The sequence below is a fragment of the Blastopirellula marina genome (genome assembly GCF_002967715.1).
Classification (GTDB): domain Bacteria; phylum Planctomycetota; class Planctomycetia; order Pirellulales; family Pirellulaceae; genus Bremerella; species Bremerella marina_B.
Genome location: NZ_PUIA01000081.1, coordinates 105,146 through 122,464, shown reverse-complemented (window position 1 = coordinate 122,464; position 17,319 = coordinate 105,146). Strand labels below are relative to the sequence as shown.

15 protein-coding genes are annotated in these 17,319 nt (G+C 54.6%); 6 read left to right on the top strand and 9 right to left on the bottom strand.

The window, feature by feature from the left end; genetic code table 11:
* Positions 1-4: 4 nt before the first annotated feature.
* From C5Y96_RS24265 to C5Y96_RS24245, 5 genes are all read left to right on the top strand, one after another.
* On the top strand, positions 5-1,678 hold the full coding sequence (locus C5Y96_RS24265) for a sigma-70 family RNA polymerase sigma factor (RefSeq protein ID WP_105358862.1): 1,674 nt from the start codon (positions 5-7) through the stop codon (positions 1,676-1,678).
* 170 nt (positions 1,679-1,848) lie between these two features.
* Positions 1,849-2,556: a zinc ribbon domain-containing protein gene (locus tag C5Y96_RS24260; protein WP_105358860.1), complete on the top strand. Its 708-nt coding sequence runs from the start codon at positions 1,849-1,851 to the stop codon at positions 2,554-2,556.
* Between the two features lie 180 nt (positions 2,557-2,736).
* The gene (gene greA, locus C5Y96_RS24255; protein ID WP_105359094.1) at positions 2,737-3,225 is read left to right on the top strand and encodes a transcription elongation factor GreA; all 489 of its coding nucleotides are present in this window, start codon (positions 2,737-2,739) and stop codon (positions 3,223-3,225) included.
* Between the two features lie 135 nt (positions 3,226-3,360).
* A complete protein-coding gene (locus C5Y96_RS24250; RefSeq protein ID WP_105358858.1) occupies positions 3,361-4,323 on the top strand; it encodes a PmoA family protein in 963 nt (320 codons plus the stop codon).
* A gap of 81 nt (positions 4,324-4,404) precedes the next feature.
* On the top strand, positions 4,405-5,163 hold the full coding sequence (locus C5Y96_RS24245; RefSeq protein WP_105358856.1) for a hypothetical protein: 759 nt from the start codon (positions 4,405-4,407) through the stop codon (positions 5,161-5,163).
* Between the two features lie 11 nt (positions 5,164-5,174).
* On the opposite strand, the gene C5Y96_RS24240 is transcribed toward C5Y96_RS24245, so the two are convergent.
* The 5 genes from C5Y96_RS24240 to C5Y96_RS24220 form a co-directional block, all read right to left on the bottom strand.
* Complete coding sequence (locus C5Y96_RS24240) at positions 5,175-8,396, bottom strand: efflux RND transporter permease subunit (protein ID WP_105358854.1); 3,222 nt, start codon at positions 8,394-8,396, stop codon at positions 5,175-5,177.
* An 18-nt stretch (positions 8,397-8,414) separates the two neighbouring features.
* The gene (locus C5Y96_RS24235) at positions 8,415-9,755 is read right to left on the bottom strand and encodes an efflux RND transporter periplasmic adaptor subunit (RefSeq protein ID WP_105358852.1); all 1,341 of its coding nucleotides are present in this window, start codon (positions 9,753-9,755) and stop codon (positions 8,415-8,417) included.
* Positions 9,756-9,905: 150 nt separating this feature from the next.
* On the bottom strand, positions 9,906-10,214 hold the full coding sequence (locus C5Y96_RS24230) for a DUF167 domain-containing protein (protein ID WP_158261406.1): 309 nt from the start codon (positions 10,212-10,214) through the stop codon (positions 9,906-9,908).
* The gene (locus C5Y96_RS24225) at positions 10,204-10,905 is read right to left on the bottom strand and encodes a YggS family pyridoxal phosphate-dependent enzyme (protein WP_105358848.1); all 702 of its coding nucleotides are present in this window, start codon (positions 10,903-10,905) and stop codon (positions 10,204-10,206) included. The genes C5Y96_RS24230 and C5Y96_RS24225 overlap by 11 nt, the downstream gene beginning before the upstream one ends.
* 23 nt (positions 10,906-10,928) lie before the next feature.
* The gene (locus tag C5Y96_RS24220; protein WP_146115792.1) at positions 10,929-12,731 is read right to left on the bottom strand and encodes a hypothetical protein; all 1,803 of its coding nucleotides are present in this window, start codon (positions 12,729-12,731) and stop codon (positions 10,929-10,931) included.
* Between the two features lie 141 nt (positions 12,732-12,872).
* On the opposite strand from C5Y96_RS24220, the gene C5Y96_RS24215 reads away from it, so the two are divergent.
* Entirely contained in the window at positions 12,873-13,817 is a 945-nt protein-coding gene (locus C5Y96_RS24215) for a YdjY domain-containing protein (RefSeq protein WP_105358844.1), read from the top strand.
* On the opposite strand, the gene C5Y96_RS24210 is transcribed toward C5Y96_RS24215, so the two are convergent.
* The 4 genes from C5Y96_RS24210 to C5Y96_RS24195 form a co-directional block, all read right to left on the bottom strand.
* Positions 13,797-14,249, bottom strand: a complete 453-nt coding sequence (locus C5Y96_RS24210; RefSeq protein WP_105358842.1) for a hypothetical protein — start codon at positions 14,247-14,249, stop codon at positions 13,797-13,799. The two genes, C5Y96_RS24215 and C5Y96_RS24210, sit on opposite strands and share 21 nt — an antisense overlap.
* Positions 14,250-14,265: 16 nt before the next feature.
* On the bottom strand, positions 14,266-15,120 hold the full coding sequence (gene hemQ, locus C5Y96_RS24205; RefSeq protein ID WP_105358840.1) for a hydrogen peroxide-dependent heme synthase: 855 nt from the start codon (positions 15,118-15,120) through the stop codon (positions 14,266-14,268).
* A 126-nt stretch (positions 15,121-15,246) separates the two neighbouring features.
* Positions 15,247-15,798 carry a hypothetical protein gene (locus tag C5Y96_RS24200; protein WP_146115791.1) on the bottom strand — a complete coding sequence of 184 codons (552 nt, stop codon included), beginning with the start codon at positions 15,796-15,798 and terminating at the stop codon, positions 15,247-15,249.
* On the bottom strand, positions 15,774-17,300 hold the full coding sequence (locus C5Y96_RS24195) for a SpoVR family protein (RefSeq protein ID WP_105358836.1): 1,527 nt from the start codon (positions 17,298-17,300) through the stop codon (positions 15,774-15,776). Before C5Y96_RS24195 ends, C5Y96_RS24200 begins: the two co-directional genes overlap by 25 nt.
* Positions 17,301-17,319: the final 19 nt, after the last annotated feature.

Sequence of the window (17,319 nt, the reverse complement as noted above, 5' to 3'; positions counted from 1 at the left end):
CACTATGGAATTTGCTGATCAAGAATTGACCGTACTTCTGGAAAAAGGCAAGTCGCAAGGTTGGTTGACGTACGACGAAGTCAACAACTATCTGCCGGACGAAGCCAGCGGTAGCGAAAAGCTCGACTCGCTGCTGACCGAACTTGAAAACCGCGGCATCGAATTGGTGACCGATCCTCCGGAAGACGATTTTGACGACGCCCCGGCCACCAAGGCCCCGTCCGCTCGCGAATTCGCAGAAGCATTGGACGAAGATGGCGGCAGCGAAACGTTCGCCACCGAAGAAATCACCAAGAGCAGCGACGATCCGATTCGGATGTACCTGTCTCAAATGGCTTCGATTCCGCTGCTTTCCCGCACGGAAGAAATCGCCCTGGCCAAGAAGATCGAAATCACCCGCAAGCAGTTCCGCCGTTTGGTTCTGGGCTGCGATTTCGCTTTGCGTCATACGGTTGAAATTTTGGAAAAGGTGCACCGCGGTGAACTGCCGTTCGATCGCACCATCAAGGTTTCGCTCACCGAAAACCTGACCAAGGAACAAATTCAGGGGCGCATGCCGCACAACCTGAAAACGTTGCGAGTGATGCTGGAAGAAAATCGTCGCGACTTCCAGCGCCTGCTGCGTAAGAGCACTCCACGCGAGGAACGCGTGGCTGCTCGTAAGCGATTCATTCGCCGTCGTCAGAAGTGTTTGCAGTTGGTGGAAGAGCTTTCGCTACGAACGCGCCGCGTGATTCCCGTGATGAGCCAGCTGGAAGATTTCGCCGATCGCATGGAAGAAATTCGAGCACGCTTGGACCTCATCCGCGACATGCCAGCTGCCAAGGACGAACGTGCCAACCTCCGTAAAGAGCTTCGCGACCTGATGCTGTTGACGCTGGAAAGCCCACGCAGCCTGCGAGCTCGCTGCAATAAGTTCCGCAAGCAGTTCGATCAGTACGAAGGAGTCAAGCGGGAATTATCCAGCGGCAACCTGCGATTGGTGGTTTCGATCGCCAAGAAGTATCGCAACCGTGGCTTGAGCTTCCTGGACTTGATTCAGGAAGGCAACACCGGCCTGATGCGTGCGGTCGACAAGTACGAATATCGCCGCGGCTTCAAGTTCTCGACCTACGCGACCTGGTGGATTCGTCAGGCCATTACGCGTGCGATTGCTGACCAGGCCCGCACAATTCGTATTCCTGTGCATATGATCGACGTCTTGTCGAAGCTTCGCAACGTACAGAAGCGTCTGCTGCAGGAACTTCGCCGCGAACCAACCATGGAAGAGATTTCGCGTTGTAGTGAAATCCCGGTGGAGGAAGTTCGTCGCGTGATGGACATCGGCCGCCATCCGGTAAGCCTGGATCGTCCGATCGGCGAAAGCGAAGACAGCTCGTTCGGCGAGTTCATCGAAGATGGTCACGAAGAAACACCGATTCGTAAGGCTTCCAACGAAATCTTGCGAGACCGAATCGGCGGTTTGCTGAAAACGTTGACCTACCGCGAACGCGAAATCATCAAGCTGCGTTACGGCCTTCAAGACGGGTACACCTATACCCTGGAAGAAGTTGGGCGAATTTTTAAGGTCACCCGCGAACGTGTCCGCCAGATCGAAGCCAAGGCGGTTCGCAAGCTGCAACACCCAGTTCGTAGCCAGCAATTGGCCGGTTTCCTACACACGGCTGATGCCGCGTAGTTGAAAACATTGTGGAGAGTGTGAACCTGGAAAGCCCGGAGCCTGTCATCAGGCCCGGGCTTTTTTGTTTGCCCAGTGGGGTAAAATGATGGTGTGGCGTGTGCTAAAACCAACGCTACTGCTACATTATTTGGATTATTGAAAACGTATTATTCCCGAGTGGTTCACCTATGTCCGAGCGACCCTATAGCGAAGTTCTGCAGGAACTTCACCGAATTCATCGCCAATTGAGCGATCTTAGGAGTCGACTGGCGCGATGTCCGATTCGCGTGAATGCTGCTCGAAATCGCGTAGCTGCTGCCCAGCAGAACGTGGTCGAAGTCAAAGAGTCGATTCAAAGCACGAAAATGACGGCAGACCGCAAGCAACTGCAATTGCGGGAAAGTGAAAGCAAAATTGAGGTCATCGAAGGCAAGCTGAACGCGGCCAAGACGAACGATGAGTTCCAGATCTTCAAAGAGCAGATCGCGGCCGCCCAAATGGCCAATAGCGTGATGTCTGACGAGATTCTGGAAGCACTGGAAAAGGTCGATCAGTTAGAAGCCAAGCTGGCCGAAGCGATCAAAGGGGTCGAAACGGCCGAGGCAGACCAGGCCAAGATCGAAGCCGAAGTCGAGAAGGAGCGAGGCGGCCTGGAAACAGAGATCGCCCGCGTTTTGGTCTTGCTGGAAGGGGTGGAAAAGGACATCCCGCCAGATGTGCGAGAAGACTACAAACGCGTGGTCAAAGTCCGGGGTGAAGAGGCCTTGGCATCGGTCGTCAACAATTACTGCACCCAGTGTAATGTCCAGCTGCGTATTCAGACGATTAGTGACCTGAAGCTCGGTAAACCGGTGTTTTGTTCGTCGTGCGGGGCTTTCCTTTACTTTCCTGAGTAAGCCGACCTTGGCGGGGTTGTATCGCCGATTTGGTGAAACCGCTAGCTCGCTAAAGAAGCTGGCTTTACAAACCCCTCATCTTTCAATAACAATAAAAGCTACAAACCAATTCAGAACGTCATGCGGCCTGACCCAGGTCGCGTTTTTTTTTCCATTGAGGGAGTTCCTGACATGTCGAGCATGGCCGATCGAATGCCCATGTCCCGGAAGGGTTACGAAAAGCTGCGAGCCGAATTGCACCATTTGGAAGAGGTGGAAATGCCTGCCATCACCGAAAAGGTTGCGAACGCTCGTGCTGAAGGGGACCTTAAGGAAAACGCCGAGTACCACGGCTCACGCGAAACGCAGGGGATGATCCAAGCCAAGATCAACCTGTTGAAGTCGAAGCTGGGTAAGGCGTTCATCGTCGATCCTTCCTCGGTCGATACATCCAAGGTCGGCTTCTTTGCTACGGTCACCGTGCGCGACGTCGACATGGACGAAGAAGAAGTTTACTCGCTGGTGGGTGCCGGCGAAGAAGACTTCATGAACAACAAAATCCTCGTCGATAGCCCGATGGCCCAGCAATTGATCGGCAAGAAGGTTGGCGACGTGGTTGAAATCGCAGCACCCAAGGGTACGTACGAACTGGAAGTGCTGAAGATCGAATACAACTTCGACGAAGAGTAATCGCACATTCAACGCAGAGACGATTTTGACGGCCTCTCTGGTTAGAGAGGCCGTTTTTATTTGAGCTACTTCGATCAGGCAGCTAGGCTGTAGGAACCTACCGCCCAGCATCCTACCCCATTCGGAGTTCTCGAAATGCCTCGCTGCCTGATTGTTCTGTCATTGCTGCTGCTTACGGCCAGCGTCGGACTTGCGGACGAAAAGCTCCCCAGTGCCAAGCCTGTTCCGCGGATGCAGGTTCTGCCGCTGCCGCACGATCAGGTTTCGATCACTCGCGATGGCAAAGAACTGACTCGCTATCACTATGCACCTGACTTGGAACGCCCATTTCTGTATCCGATCGTAGGACCGTCGGGCCGAAGTCTTACACGCATGGGGCACCCGCACGATCCCAACGGGCACAGTCATCACAACTCGGTATGGGTAACCCATCACGATGTGAATGGAGTTGACTTCTGGGCTGACCGTTCGCCGGGGAAGATCCAACACGTCAAAGTAGGCGAGTTTATTGATAGCGATGACCGGGCCGTCATTCGTATGCACAATGTCTGGGTAGATACTGAAGCTGGCAAGCAACTGCTCGACGAGATGCGCACAATGACTGTTGTCCCGTTGGAAGGTGATCAATGGCTACTGGTGATCGACTTGGTGCTGACGGCCAAAAACGGGCCGGTCACCTTTGGTGATACGCCGTTTGGTCCGCTGGGTGTTCGTATGGCCAAGACAATTGGCGTGCACGATGGTGGCGGGTCGATTCGCAATAGCGAAGGGCAAGTTGACGAGAAAGAAGTTTTTCGGCAGCCTGCTCGCTGGGTCGACTATTCTGGGCCGATAACGCGTGATACCAATGAAGGGATCACACTGATGAACCATCCAGATAACCCGATCTATCCCAGTGCTTTTCACGTTCGCAACGATGGTTGGATGGGGGCGACGATGTCGTATCAGAAGCCTGTACAACTCAAGCAGGGGGAGTCGATCACGCTGCGATACGCTCTCTTTGTGCATTCAGGTATCCCCAGTACGGAAAAAATAGAACAAGCTTTTAACGCGTTCCGCGAAGTGCTCTTATTGCCCGCTCAAGAGAATCGGCGATAATCTACCGAAATCAGGGGATATTCAACGATTCGCTCTGGCCGCTCGCCACGTTGAAGCTACACACAAAAGGAGTTTGCACCGATGTCCAACGATCAATTCACCGTCGAAGAACCTAAGAAAAGTGGTAGCGGTTGTACCACCGCGATCATTGGCTGCCTGGTGGTGTGCCTGGTTCTGGCTGGCGTTGCCTGTGGTGTCGGCTACTACGTTTACATCAACATCGGTGTGATGGCTGCAAACCTGGCCGAATCGCAGTTGAACGCGGTAATTGACGAATTTGATCTTCCTGAGGATCAAAAGTCGGGCATGAAAGAACAGGTCTCCCGCGTTGCTCAGGGGTATCGTGATGGCGATATCTCGATGGAACAGCTAGGTAGCGTCGCCGAGCACATTCTCGAGTCTCCTGCGTTTACCGCCGTGCCGGTCGAGATCGCGCGTTCCAAGTACATCGAGCCTTCCGGCTTGACTGACGAAGAAAAAGCCGAAGCCAAGAAACAGCTTCAGCGAGTTGCTCATGGTGCGTTTGAGAAGAAGATCAGCGAAGACGAATTAAAGGCATTGCTCGACGGACGCATTGCCGACGAGCAGCCGGATGGCAATCTTCAGTTTCGCGATGATGTTCCCGATGAGGACCTGCGGGATTTGACCGCTGCAGCCAAAGCCCTGGCCGACGAGAAGGAAGTCGCCGATCAGAACTTCGAGATCGACCTGGCTGCTGAATTGAAGAAGGCAGTCGATAAAGCGCTGCTGGGAACAGACGACGAGGAATTAGATATTGAAATTCCCGAAGCACCGGTCGAGATTCCAGCAGAGCCGCAAACACAGGAAGCCGGCAATTAAGCGTATCTTGGTTACGCTGCGGCAGCCGCTTTCTTATCGGCATTGAAATAGGCCAGACTGTACGCGACGGGAATGACCAGCAGGGTCAGGATCGTCGCGAAGGTCAGGCCGAAGATGACCGCGCCGGTCAGTGGTTGCCAGAATTCTGCCCCGCCGCTGAGATTCAAAAACAGAGGCAGCAAACCACCGACCGTTGTTGCCGTGGTCAGCATCACAGGGCGAAGTCGGTTGATGCCAGCTTCGATAATGGCATCGCGGACCTTCAGCCCACGTTTGCGCCCTTGGTTGATGAAGTCGACCACCACAATCGCATCGTTCACCACAATGCCGGTCAAGCTGACTAGCCCAATGAACGTTGCCAGGCTGAAGGGGAAGTCGCTGATGTACATGCCGGCGACTACCCCTACGAAGCTTAGTGGTACCGTTAGCATAACGATGCCAGCCTGGCGGAAACTGCCGAACTGGTAGACCAAAATCGCGAAGATGAGGATCACCGCGATGATCATCGAGGCACTCAAGTAGTTCATGTTCTTGGCGGTCTCTTCACTTTCGCCGGTGAACTCGGCACGCAGGCCTTCCGACGGCGTTCCGGCAGTGCCGATGAATGCCATATCCATAAAGCTGACGGCGGTTTCATTGGCCGGGCGAAAACCGAGAGACGGAAGGATCTCTTCGCGCAGTTGAGAGAAGATCTTGTCAGTATCAGGATTCTCAAGGACGTCACACTTAGCGGTGACGGCACGTTTTCGGTCGTAGCGATTGACGGCAAACAGGCTTGTCGCGCGATCCAACTTGGCTAACTGGCCAATCGTGGCTTTCTTACCGGTCGGGCTGGTCAACATGATCCGTTCGAGTTGCTCCTTCGAGGCTCGATAGTCGCTCATCGCCTGAAGACGTAGCGTCACGTCCTCGTCTCCGAGGTTGAGTTCGATTGTCGTGTCGCCGTTGATCGCGGTTTGAATTGCCTGGGCGACTTGCATTTCGGACATGCCGTACATGCCAACGACCTCGGGGAATGGCTCGACGACGATTTCCGGATTCAAGTTTCGATAATCAGTCTTCACGTCGACGGCACCTTCGATCTGCCGCATTCCGTCGGTCGTCACTTCGGCAACGCGGCCCAGTTGTTCCAGGTTATCACCGGTGAAACGAACGGCGACTTTCGCGCCACCAGGAGGGCCCTCTTCCACTTCCTGGATGGTATAGGTCATGCCGGGAAACTGCTTGACGGTTTGATCGAACCTTTCCCGCAGTTCAGCCAGGATGACTCGTTCATGACGTTCGCGATCCAGTGGCGAAAGCAACTCGACCATGACTGTACCGAACTCTGGCCCCACAGCCGGATCGTTCTCCAGGCGGCTAGCGAGCCCTTCGGATGATCCCAGGGCAGAAACAAAATTCACTAGTTCGCTGTTGGGGCGTGCTCCCAGTTCACGCAGCGGCTGCTGAATCGCTTCCGCCGCGGCGATTGTCTGGTGGATGCTGCTGCCAAGAGGTAGTTCATACTTCACCTCGAACTGTCCACGATCGCTGGGGGGAAAGAACTCTTTCTCGACGTGCACCATCATGAAGCCCGCCCAGACCAACACCAAAATCGTGCTGATACTTACGGCCCAGCGGTTTTGCAGCGCCCAGCGAAGAATGTAGATGTACAGCTTGGTAAACAGGCCCAAGTTCGGTCGAATACGAATCTCGGCCTCGTCTTCGTCTCGGGCAATGGCCTCGTGGACGGTCTTGTCCGGCACAATTTCACTGGCCTTGCGGCGTCCATACCATCGAGCAGCGACCACGGGAATGAAAAAGTGGTCGACCAGCACGCTTCCAAGCAGGGACACGCTGACCACTTCCGGCATCACTCGCATGAAGTCCCCCATGATGCCGGGGACCAGCAGCATCGGCAGAAACGCCGCGACGGTCGTCAGGTCGGCCATGATCACCGGTGTGCCAACTTCTTCGATTCCGATCTTGGCCGCGTCGACTGGGTCTTCGCCTCGTTCGATGTGGCGGTGAATGTTTTCGGCAACGATAATCGCCCCGTCCACCACCATGCCCAGCACCAGGATGAACGCAAAGATCACCATGTTGGAGATCGGAATGCCCAGCGCGTACAGGGCAATCAAACCGACCGCCGAACTAAGCGGGATGGCTGTCAGCACGAGAAAGGAGATACGCAGGCCCATCGACCAGGCCAGGATGACCAGCACGAGCATCGCGCCAAAGACAAAGCTTGAACCTAGCACGCGGAACATGATCGAGATTTCGGCGGAAGTGTCTCGCGTGATACGAAATTTGATATTGGGATACTGCGGGCGAAGTTCGTTGATCTTTTCCTTGACGGAAATGGCAGCCGCGAGCGTGTTGATGTCGGCTTCTTTGTTGACAATGATCGTTGCGCACGACTGGCCATTGAGCAGAGCCACGTTTTTCAGGCGGCGGTAAGTATCCTCGACGGTGGCGACGTCACCGATTTTGATGATCTTTCCATCTACCTGGCTGATGATGGCGTTGCGAATGTCGTCGACACCACGAAACTGTGTTTCGTTACGTACGCGGAAGTCGAAGGTGCCGGTATCGAGTTCGCCGGCAGGCATCTCGGCATGGAAATCAGCGAGGGCACGCCGAAAGTCTCCGAGTGTCAAACCATATTCGGCCGCCAGGTCGACGTTGACATTTACGTGCAATTCACGCTCGCGACCGCCGAATAGCTGCGTATTGGAGATGCCAGGAATGGTCTCGAGTTCTTCCTGAACCTCTTCGGCCAAGGTCTTCAAAGCGGCTTCATCAAAGCCCTGGGGGGCGGTCATGTTGACCAGCATCAGTGGCGTGTTCTCGAAGTCGATATCGGTCACCGAAGGCTGAACTTCACGAGCGACCGGCAATTCTCGCCGGATCTCGTCGACCAGGTCTTTCACTTCCCCGCGAGCCTGATCGGGGTCGACTCCATCCAGGAAGATGATTTGGGTTACGCTCGAGCCTCGCATGCTGGTCGAGGCAATGAAGTCAACGTTCTTCAGTTTCTGCAGGGCATCTTCGATTTTGCTGGTGATCTGTTCTTCCACTTCCACCGGCTGGGCACCAGGGTAGGGGACTGCCACCAGGACAACGGCCTTAGAGATCGCAGGTGTGCGTTGGACCGGAATGTTGAGGGCCACCATGACCACGGCCACCATCAGGATGATCGTGCAGACAATCACGAACCGGGGCTGGTCGATCGCGTTGGCGCTGATTTTCATCGTGTGCGTTCCCTTTGTCTACTTTCCGGTTGGCTTGCGACCAAGTTGCGAGACCTCTGCCATCGGAGGAATCTCGGAAAGAGGCGAAGCGTCCGAGGTGCCAACGTTCGTCGTACCGCTCATGATTTCCAGCGGGCGACCTTCCACCAGTCGGTGTTGTCCTTGGACGATAAGCAAGTCGTGCTTGCCAGGAAGATCGGTCAGAACAAAGTTTCTGCCTTGCTCGATGTAGCTGGGTATTTCGATGCGATGTGCCACGAAGTTCGGGACTTCTGCGACTTCCATACCAACGAAATCAACGCTCGATGTGGGGGAATCAGTCGCCGGCTGGGCGAAGAACAGGCTGGCCACGCGATCGTTGAAGACGACACTTTCGACCGGAACTCGATAACCATCGATCTCGCGAACCACGAAGTCGGCTTTGGCCACAATGCCTGGCTTGAGAAGGCGACTGGCGTTGTCTAAGAGAACTTCGACCTCAAACAAACCGTTTCGGTTGTCCACGGTCTCGGCAATTCGATAGACGGTCCCTTCCAGGACGGTGTCTTTCTCTAGGTTGGACGAAGTGTCAAATCTGCGAATGTAGACCTTGAAGTTCGACGTCGGATCTGGCGTGCCCGATTGAGGATTCGCCTTCGACGCCCGACGGTTCGCATTGAATTGCTTTTGCATGGCCACGATACGCGACTCAGGCACGCCAACGGTTAAAAGTACCTTATCGACTTGAACCAGTTCGAAGACTGTTTGTTGAGGGTTGATCGTCTCGCCGGGGTTAATCATGCGGGAAGATATGACGCCGTCGGCCGGGGCAACTAATTGGGCATTTTCCAGGTTCTTCTCCGCGATGTCTTTCAGGGCCTTGGCGACGGACAGGGCCTGAGTTGCCTGTTGAAAAGCGGTTTGGGTCACTGCTCCGGGGCTTTTCTCGCGCAGATTTACCAGACGCTGGAACTCGGTCTGTGCGTTCTCGAGATTGGCGTTCGCTTCTTCGCGCCGTGCTATCAGGATGCGAGTATCAAGTGTTGCAAGAACTTGCCCTGTTTTGACGCGGTCGCCGATATCCAACGGGCGACCTTCCTCGTTCGTCCCGAGAGTTTCGACTTGCCCTGCAAGTTGAAACGCCAGTGAGAACCGTTCCAGGGGCAGGATCGTCCCGGCATAGCTGTCGAGGATTTCAATATGCTGCTTCTTTAGCGGCATCACGGTGACCGGAGCAAGTACTTCTACGACGGAGCTATCGGGATCGGTCTCTTTCTGCTGAGCCCCGAAATCATTGCGCCCACCACTCACATACATGACGGCGAGGGCAAAGAGTGTGACGACGATCAGTCCAATAAATTTTCCGACCCGCCGTTTCATGAGATTTCCGCGAAAAGACAATGACAAGGAAAAGAGGGGACACGCAGGCTTACTGCCTAACTAAGTCTGCCGTTTCATGCAAATTAGCATGCTAACTAGATGCTATTTCAATGCCGTTTTGCCTACAAGGCGAAATGGACGGAATGTCCATTATTCGTCTTCTAAGCCGCATTCTTTCAATAGTTGCAACACATTTTGTGGTGAAAGATCACGAATCAAAAGGCGTTTGTGCGAAGCCGTCTGTCCCGAGATAATTTCCAACTGCGATCCTTTTAATCCCCAGGACTTTCGGAGGAATGACAAGATTGCTTTGTTGGCTTTCCCTTTCTCGGCGACTTCCGTCACACATACCTTAATGGCTCCGTTTTGAACGCCACGAAACTCGGTCTTCCGAGCACCTGGTTGGGCTTTCAAGTCGAGAACGCAACCTTCCGGATGGTCGACGACGTTAATGTCCACCGTCGAATCCCTCGAACAGGCTCGAACCGACGCGAACCATTGTGGCTCCTTCTCGAATCGCCAAATCGAAATCGTGACTCATGCCCATCGAGAGCTCATCCAGCAAAATTTCGTCCGGACAATCACTTCGCAGTTGATCGCGTAACTCGCGCAATGCCGCGAAATCTTTCTGGGCTTGATCACGACCTCCCTCAAGCGAAGCCATCCCCATCAAACCAACAATTTTTAGGTGGTTCAACGCGGCAATTTGTCGCAGGGCAGGGGGGATCTCGGCGGGAGGAAAACCGTGCTTGGCGGCATCGCCAGAGATGTTCACCTCTAGTAGTGTCGGCAAAGGATCGGCATGCGGCCAGTCGGCGTGGGCTGCTTGTAGCAGACGCACGCTATCGCCTGCGTGAAGGACCGATAGAAGAGGGATGGTACGTTTCGTCTTATTGCGTTGCAGGTGCCCAATCATGTGCCAACGCGGCGACAAATGGGCCATCGCTTCCGACTTGGCCCATAGCTGTTGGGGTCGGCTTTCACCCAGATCGTGACAGCCGAGTTCGTATAGGGCCTTGGTCGTATCGATGTCGACATACTTCGTAACACCGATCAAGCAGACATCATCGGCAACTCGGCCAGAGGCTTGGGCCGCCTCGGCGATCATACCACGAACGCGGTCCAGGTTTTCGCGGAGTTGCGTGTGCATAAGGGTGTGCAGCAGTCAGTCAGTTAGGAAGCTTCCACTTCCAGAAGTTTCTCGATATCGCCGTTTTCGTCAAAGCGCGCGACAAGCGTTTCTGAAATCAAATTAATGCCCAGGAACGTACGACTCGCCTTTTCGGTCAACGAGCGATAGAAGGCCCAATGCCCTGTGCCTGTTTGAACCCGGTAGCCAACGGCTCGATCACGTGGCTGAATGACCAGCTTTTCGGCAACGGTCAATTGCCGCCAGGTAAGAAGTTTGCCTTGTCCCTTTTTCGATAAATCGAAGAACATGGGGACGACCAGGCCGCGACCGCTGCCTGATTGCTGAAGGGAAAGCTTGTCGTCGACCACGCCGATTTTCCCCAGCGAGGTATCACTTTGCCATTCGTTGATACCCACCGGCAACAGTGTGATCTTCGAACCGGAAAGTTCGATGAACACTTCATTTGTTTCGGCCGCGGTGCCGAGCTTGGCATGTGCGACGATCGGAGGCTGCGATTGGTATTGAATCTTATCAGCCGGGCTGTCGAGCAATACGGTATCCAGCACCCATAGGAAGTTGTCTTCACGGGCTAGAAAGATAAGCCGCTGCAGCTTTACGTCGTCGGTCCAGATTTGTTCCAGTTCGAGGTAGTCGCCATCGTCGTCCGACTGCCAGCCAACTTGTTCCCAGTTGCCGGTTGGGGAAATGGCGACCCCGTCGATCAAGATCGTTGTGTCCCACGTGCCGCTCATTACGATCTCTTCACGGGATTCAAGCTCGACGATCAGCGGCTCCAGGTCGTGTCGGACGGCCAGACGTGGGCTGGACCGGTGCCAGCTAGGACGCAGGTAAGCAAACTGGCTCCAGGCCGATTCGTAGCTGGGAGTCGGCAGGTGAAGATCGTTCCCTTTCCCCTTCATCTTGGGAAGGGTCAGCCTAGCGACTTCCTCATCATCTTCGTCCTCTGCCTGGGCCAGTGCCGATAGCAGCAGGTGCCGGTTGTAGGCACTGGAGATGCCTTGAGACAGGGTTTGCGTGCCGTCGCTACGTGTCATTCGCAGCGCATGACGAACGAGCCATTGATACTGTGTGAAAGCATCTTCCGAGAAACGTAGCCCGTCGATGTTTTTGATCATGACGATCGACCGGGTCCAACAAGCGAGAATCGCTCGAAGGTGCAGCAACTGATCGACCTTCGGCAGACCTTCTCCATCGGTTAGGGCCTGCATCCCTTCATCGATAACACGGGCCGCAGGCTTGCCCATCTGGCGACAGGCCTTAATCTCGGGGAAGAGATAGGCCAAGGTTAGCGGGAGTTCGCCAGCCAACCCTTGTTCGAAGACTTTGTTCTCAAAATTAGTGGCGACGGCATCGTTCGCGTGGCTGACGATTTTGTCCAGCAGATTCCACCACAACTGGGCGCTGGTGATCGATGCCAAGTTAGGAAGAGCATGGGCAACGGCCAGCAACTCTAAAACGAGATTGCGTTCGGCAATTCGGCGTTCCAGGTCACTTAGCCAGCTTTCCATTTGCTTGACGATATCAGCATTGGGTTGCGTGCGGCCTGAGGCAATCTCTCCCAAGGTTTCCAGCAGCGGCAACGTTCGCGAATCGAGTGTCTCGTCGGCGAACAGAGCCCAGGCCAAAGGAGACGTCTTCTTGCCAGATACCAATGATTGTAGCCGCGGAACCGTATCTCGCTTCTTCAGGTAGTCTTGCCATGACTGCCAATCCTTCAGTTCGACTCCTGAGGCCGCCGCTTTGGCGAGTTTGGCCCAAGCAGGAACAGGTGCTGGCGTGTTGGCTTGGTCGTCCTTGCTGCGGGGGCTAATGTCCGTGGCCATGGCTTCCATCAAGCGAGAGTTTGTTAGAATAAGATTAACCGATGATTTCACGCAGGTTTGACTTCCACGTGGGATAGATCATCTTAGCAATGTGGGCGAAGTTTGACGCCCCCCTGAACCTCTTTTCCGTCGAGTTTTGCTATGGGTACGACATATCGCAACCAACCGAGCGTCGCCTGGGTCGTTCTGGCTCTACTGGTCCCAGGCTTGCAGATGGGCACACCGGTTCAGGCGCAAGACGAGACCGCAGCAGAAGAAAAGGCCCTGCCGGCCGAAACGGAGAAGGACGATGTGAAACCGGCTGAGGAAAAGGAGCCTGGCAAAGCTGCGATTCGTAAACTAATGCCCAACATGCCGGTTTGGATCGACACCAAGCGAAAGATGGTCATCCTGGATGGCGAGATCTGTTTGCGGAGGGGTTCGCTGGAGATGTTTGCCTGCTTAAGGGGAACGAAGGAGCATGAATCGGTTGTTGCCATCGCTGCGGATGCCTATGTCGTTCACGCGGGGCTCTTGGCGATTGGGGCCGAGCAGGGAAAGCCGGTTGAGTTCGATCCCGAGTATCAGGCACCATCAGGGCAGAAGATCGATGTCCTGGTTCAATGGAAAGATGCCGACGGCAAGCTGCAAACCCGAAAAGCCCAAGATTGGGTACGTGATGCTCGGACCAAGAAGGTGATGAACTACGATTGGGTCTTCCCTGGCAGCTATTTCTGGAAAGACGTTTCGCTTGAAGCAGTTCAAAAAGCCAAGGAAGAGGGGATCGATCCTGACACGCTGCCAGGCAAAATGGTTTACGCCGCCGAAGGAGGGGAGTTAATCTGCGTGAGCAACTTCAAGTCGTCGATGATGGACTTGCCGGTTCCCAGTACCGACGCCAACAACGATCTTTGGTTCGAAGCTTTCACAGAGAATATCCCTGCTGAAGGAACGAAGGTTCGGCTCTTTCTGATTCCACAAAAGAAGAAAAACGAGAAGCAAGTCGACAAGGCTTCGGATGCGGCGGATGAAAAGAAGGAAAGCTCGACTGGTCTGTCCGAACCGATGTCGGAATTGCCGGACTTCTCACTCGGCACCGAAAACTAGGATCACAACGGCCGTCGAAATCGAATTCACGACCGTGAGAAGTGCCAGCCAGAAGGATAGGCTGACCATCCACTTTCCCTGGTCGGTATATCGCCCCAGGCGAATGGCCTTCAAGTCGTTCACGGCGAAAACGAGGGCTGGCAAGGCAATGATCCACGAAACAAGCCAGCCGAACAGCCCTAGTTGCCAGCCTGCTTCCGGCAAGAAATAACGGGAAAGCGGTAAGGCGCTGGCGACAAATCCCGTGATGGTCATGATCAACAGCAACACCCCGGTCGATTTGCCGACGGTCTCGTAAGCACCGCGATAGTCGACCGGAGCATTGGCGTTGGCTTGTTCGCCTTCAGGCTCCTCTTCCGCAAACGGATGCGCCCCCTCAGCCAGTTCCGGCTTCTTGATGTCGTCGATCTTGAGAGGGCGATTGGAGTTCATGCGGTAAACCTTTTGCTTAGTCTACGATTCCAACCCGGCAATGCTTCAGCATCTCTTCAGCCGAGCTGATGTAGCTGGTGTAGAAAGGACCGAACTCGGCGTACCGAGCACTCGCCTCGTCGAACCGCATCTTGTAGACAATGTCTTTCAAGTATTCCGGGTTACGTGCCCACAGCGTGACACCCCATTCCCAGTCATCGAGCCCCACGCTGACCGTGATCAGCTGCGAGACCTTGCCGGCGAACTGCATCCCGCTTTGAGCGTGTTCGGCCATCAATGCGTTTCGAGCCGAGAAGGGAAGCAAGAACCAGTTTTCACCCACCTTGCGTTTCTTGTTCATCGGATAGAAGCAAGTGGCAGGGTAGGGGGGGAAGTCTGGCGTGAGCCGCTGATTGTTCATCATTGGCAGACGCTTGGCGTAGGCGTTGACCTTGGCTTCGTACGAAGGGGAATCTTTCTCTTCCCCTTCGCGGATCAGGCGCTCGGCGTATTGTTCGATGGAGGGAACGTATTCCGAGATCTCAGTGACCGAGACGAACGAATAGGTTGGCTGCAACGCCGCACCAAGCGAACTGGCCATCAATCGTTGGTGTACTGAATCGATCACCAGGGGGTTAGGGTCCATCAGCATCAGGGCAAAGTCTGCCTTGTGACCGCTGACGATCGAGACCTGAAGCCGCTGGGGGCTGGCTTCCGACTCGGGATTCAAAATATCGATCAGCTCTTTTGCGCCAGCCGCAAGTTCCTCGGGGGAATAGCCAGTCAGCAGGGCTCGGTCGAAGGTGTAGAAAAAGTGGCTGCAGTGCCAACCTTCAGTCGGGATAATCGAGGGCTCAGGAAGCGGGGCGGAACCGGGACGGCCGTGGCTCATGAATCAGACTTCTCGCAAGGGACCAGATGTGTCTTACCAAGCGATTCAGTTTATCAAATCGGATCGTCCCATCGAAGTAGTGTGAAAGGGGAGGATATTGCCAAAGGATTCTCTCGAATAAACCGCCTATTTGCGATTTTTCGGGGCCGAAGCTTCATCCAGGTCGCGGCACAGGCGTTCAAACGACTCACGAGTGAGGTTGATATCGTCGTTTTCGCGTGAGTTGCCGGAGGCCTGATAACGCTCGATCGAGATGCCGTGACCGTCGACGTTTACCTCGTAATAGCGCCGCGTTTGCCCATCGGCAGAAGGTTTCTGCGAGCGAATTTGAATTTTGCTTTCACTTGGATCGCGTTCAATGATCGCCAGCGGTTCCAGCAGGTAGTCGACACGGCGAACCAGGTTTTCCGCAACGTCACTTGCCGCTTCATGACTTTTGCCCTCATTGAATCGGTAATCGATGTGGCGCGTCGATACGCCCACTTTTTCGACCGTCAGGTCGGTAGCCGTGACCTTTCCCTGGTTCAGCGCCGTTTCGAACTTCCTGTTCGGCGCCACGTGATTATCCAGGCGTTGTCTTATGTCTTGAGTCATGACTGTGCCCTCCTCTGAAGTGTGCCTTTCTCTTCGGCGTGTTGATAAGTAATTGGTCGTCAGTTCGATTCCAGTTTCACGCATTCATGGTGCGTTCCATCCCAGCTAAGCAGGACTTCCTGGTCGTCCAGGATCGATTGGATATGCACCGGGCGTTTCCAAAGCGTGTAAAGATTGGTCAGCGTATCGCGAGCATAGTCCAGTTTCAGTTCAATCCCGTGATGTCGATGCGTGAGTAACATCTCGCCTCGGTTTTTATAGTTCCCGTCGGTTACGAAGATCTCGGGCCTCCCCATGTTGGTCAGGCTGAACAGCAGCTGCTGCTTCACTTTGGGGAACTCGCGACTTTCGATCTCGTAGTATTCGGTTGACTCGTTGTAGCCAAACTGAAACATCTTGTAGCGTCGGCAGAAGTCGAGCGTGAAGAACTCGTCGATGAACGTCAGATCGTTGTGGATGCGCCGCACCTCAAAGATCTTGTCGCGTCCTAGCCCCACTTCGGTGTTCCAGTTCTGTCGCTCAAGGAAGTCGTCGCAGTCGTCGTAGTCTTGGCCAAAACAGCCACGATTCCAGCGGTCTTCAATGTCGCGAAGTAGTTCTAAACCTAGCTTGTAGGGATTCAGGCGTGTCGGGCTGCTGGCCAGGGTGCCGGAGGTATGATCGGCGTAGTTAATCACTTCCGAGGCATGCAGACCGTGCCGCGTCATGATGGTCGAATGCCAGTAGGTAGCCCACCCTTCGTTCATGATCTTCGTTTGCCCCTGGGGAGCAAAGTAATACGCTTCGTCCCGAATCATCGACAGCACATCCAACTGCCAAGGCCGTAGCGGAGCGTACTGCAGCAAAAACAGCATCACGTCTTTGGTCGGCTCGTCCGGGACGGGGATCGCGACGGCTGGTCGCGGTGCTTCGTCGTCGTCCGAAGGCTTTTTCTTCGGGTTGATGAAGTTGTCCATGTATCCTTTGGCCGGCATCTTATAGTCGCGGGCCGGCTGCCCGACGTCTTCTCCTTCGGTGTTGTAATGGAACTTGTAGCGATCTTCTCCGCGCGAGCGTTGGATGAAGGGAGAATGAATGTCGATCAGATCTTCAATGCTCAGGCAGGCGTCAATAAAGTTCTCAACTTCGCTGACCCCAAAGCGGTTCATGTAGCGGCGAATACGGTTGCCATGGTTCGCCATCTGGTCGATCATCTTGCGATCGGTTTTGCTGAACCATTGATTGCATTTAAAGAAATCGCAGTGTCCATACACGTGGGCCATCACCAGCTTATGATCGGCGTAGTGGTTGCTCGCCAGCAGGTAGGCGTAACACGGGTTATTGTTGATGACTAGCTCGTAAATCTTCTGCAGGCCATAGTGATATCCTTTGGAAAGGCGTTCGAACTCCATGCCGAAACGCCAGTGGGGGTAACGGGTCGGGAACCCCCCCATCGCAGCAATCGCATTGAGCTGCTCGACGTCGACCAACTCGAAGATCGTGGGGAAGAAGTCCAAGCCGTAATCGAGCGCATGCTGCTCGATTTCGACCTGCACTTCTGCCAGTTCTTCCGGCAAATTGGCGAAGCTGCGATGCGTAATGGGCATGGGATATCCTCCTTGGGCT

Excerpts from the sequence above, each read along its gene's own strand:
- C5Y96_RS24235 (WP_105358852.1), bottom strand. The coding sequence starts at position 9,755 with ATGAAACGGCGGGTCGGAAAATTTATTGGACTGATCGTCGTCACACTC.
- C5Y96_RS24220 (WP_146115792.1), bottom strand. The coding sequence starts at position 12,731 with ATGGCCACGGACATTAGCCCCCGCAGCAAGGACGACCAAGCCAACACG.
- C5Y96_RS24215 (WP_105358844.1), top strand. The coding sequence starts at position 12,873 with ATGGGTACGACATATCGCAACCAACCGAGCGTCGCCTGGGTCGTTCTG.
- C5Y96_RS24195 (WP_105358836.1), bottom strand. The coding sequence starts at position 17,300 with ATGCCCATTACGCATCGCAGCTTCGCCAATTTGCCGGAAGAACTGGCA.
- C5Y96_RS24245 (WP_105358856.1), top strand. The coding sequence starts at position 4,405 with ATGTCCAACGATCAATTCACCGTCGAAGAACCTAAGAAAAGTGGTAGC.
- C5Y96_RS24250 (WP_105358858.1), top strand. The coding sequence starts at position 3,361 with ATGCCTCGCTGCCTGATTGTTCTGTCATTGCTGCTGCTTACGGCCAGC.
- C5Y96_RS24200 (WP_146115791.1), bottom strand. The coding sequence starts at position 15,798 with ATGCGTGAAACTGGAATCGAACTGACGACCAATTACTTATCAACACGC.
- C5Y96_RS24260 (WP_105358860.1), top strand. The coding sequence starts at position 1,849 with ATGTCCGAGCGACCCTATAGCGAAGTTCTGCAGGAACTTCACCGAATT.
- C5Y96_RS24240 (WP_105358854.1), bottom strand. The coding sequence starts at position 8,396 with ATGAAAATCAGCGCCAACGCGATCGACCAGCCCCGGTTCGTGATTGTC.
- hemQ (WP_105358840.1), bottom strand. The coding sequence starts at position 15,120 with ATGAGCCACGGCCGTCCCGGTTCCGCCCCGCTTCCTGAGCCCTCGATT.
- greA (WP_105359094.1), top strand. The coding sequence starts at position 2,737 with ATGGCCGATCGAATGCCCATGTCCCGGAAGGGTTACGAAAAGCTGCGA.
- C5Y96_RS24210 (WP_105358842.1), bottom strand. The coding sequence starts at position 14,249 with ATGAACTCCAATCGCCCTCTCAAGATCGACGACATCAAGAAGCCGGAA.
- C5Y96_RS24265 (WP_105358862.1), top strand. The coding sequence starts at position 5 with ATGGAATTTGCTGATCAAGAATTGACCGTACTTCTGGAAAAAGGCAAG.
- C5Y96_RS24225 (WP_105358848.1), bottom strand. The coding sequence starts at position 10,905 with ATGCACACGCAACTCCGCGAAAACCTGGACCGCGTTCGTGGTATGATC.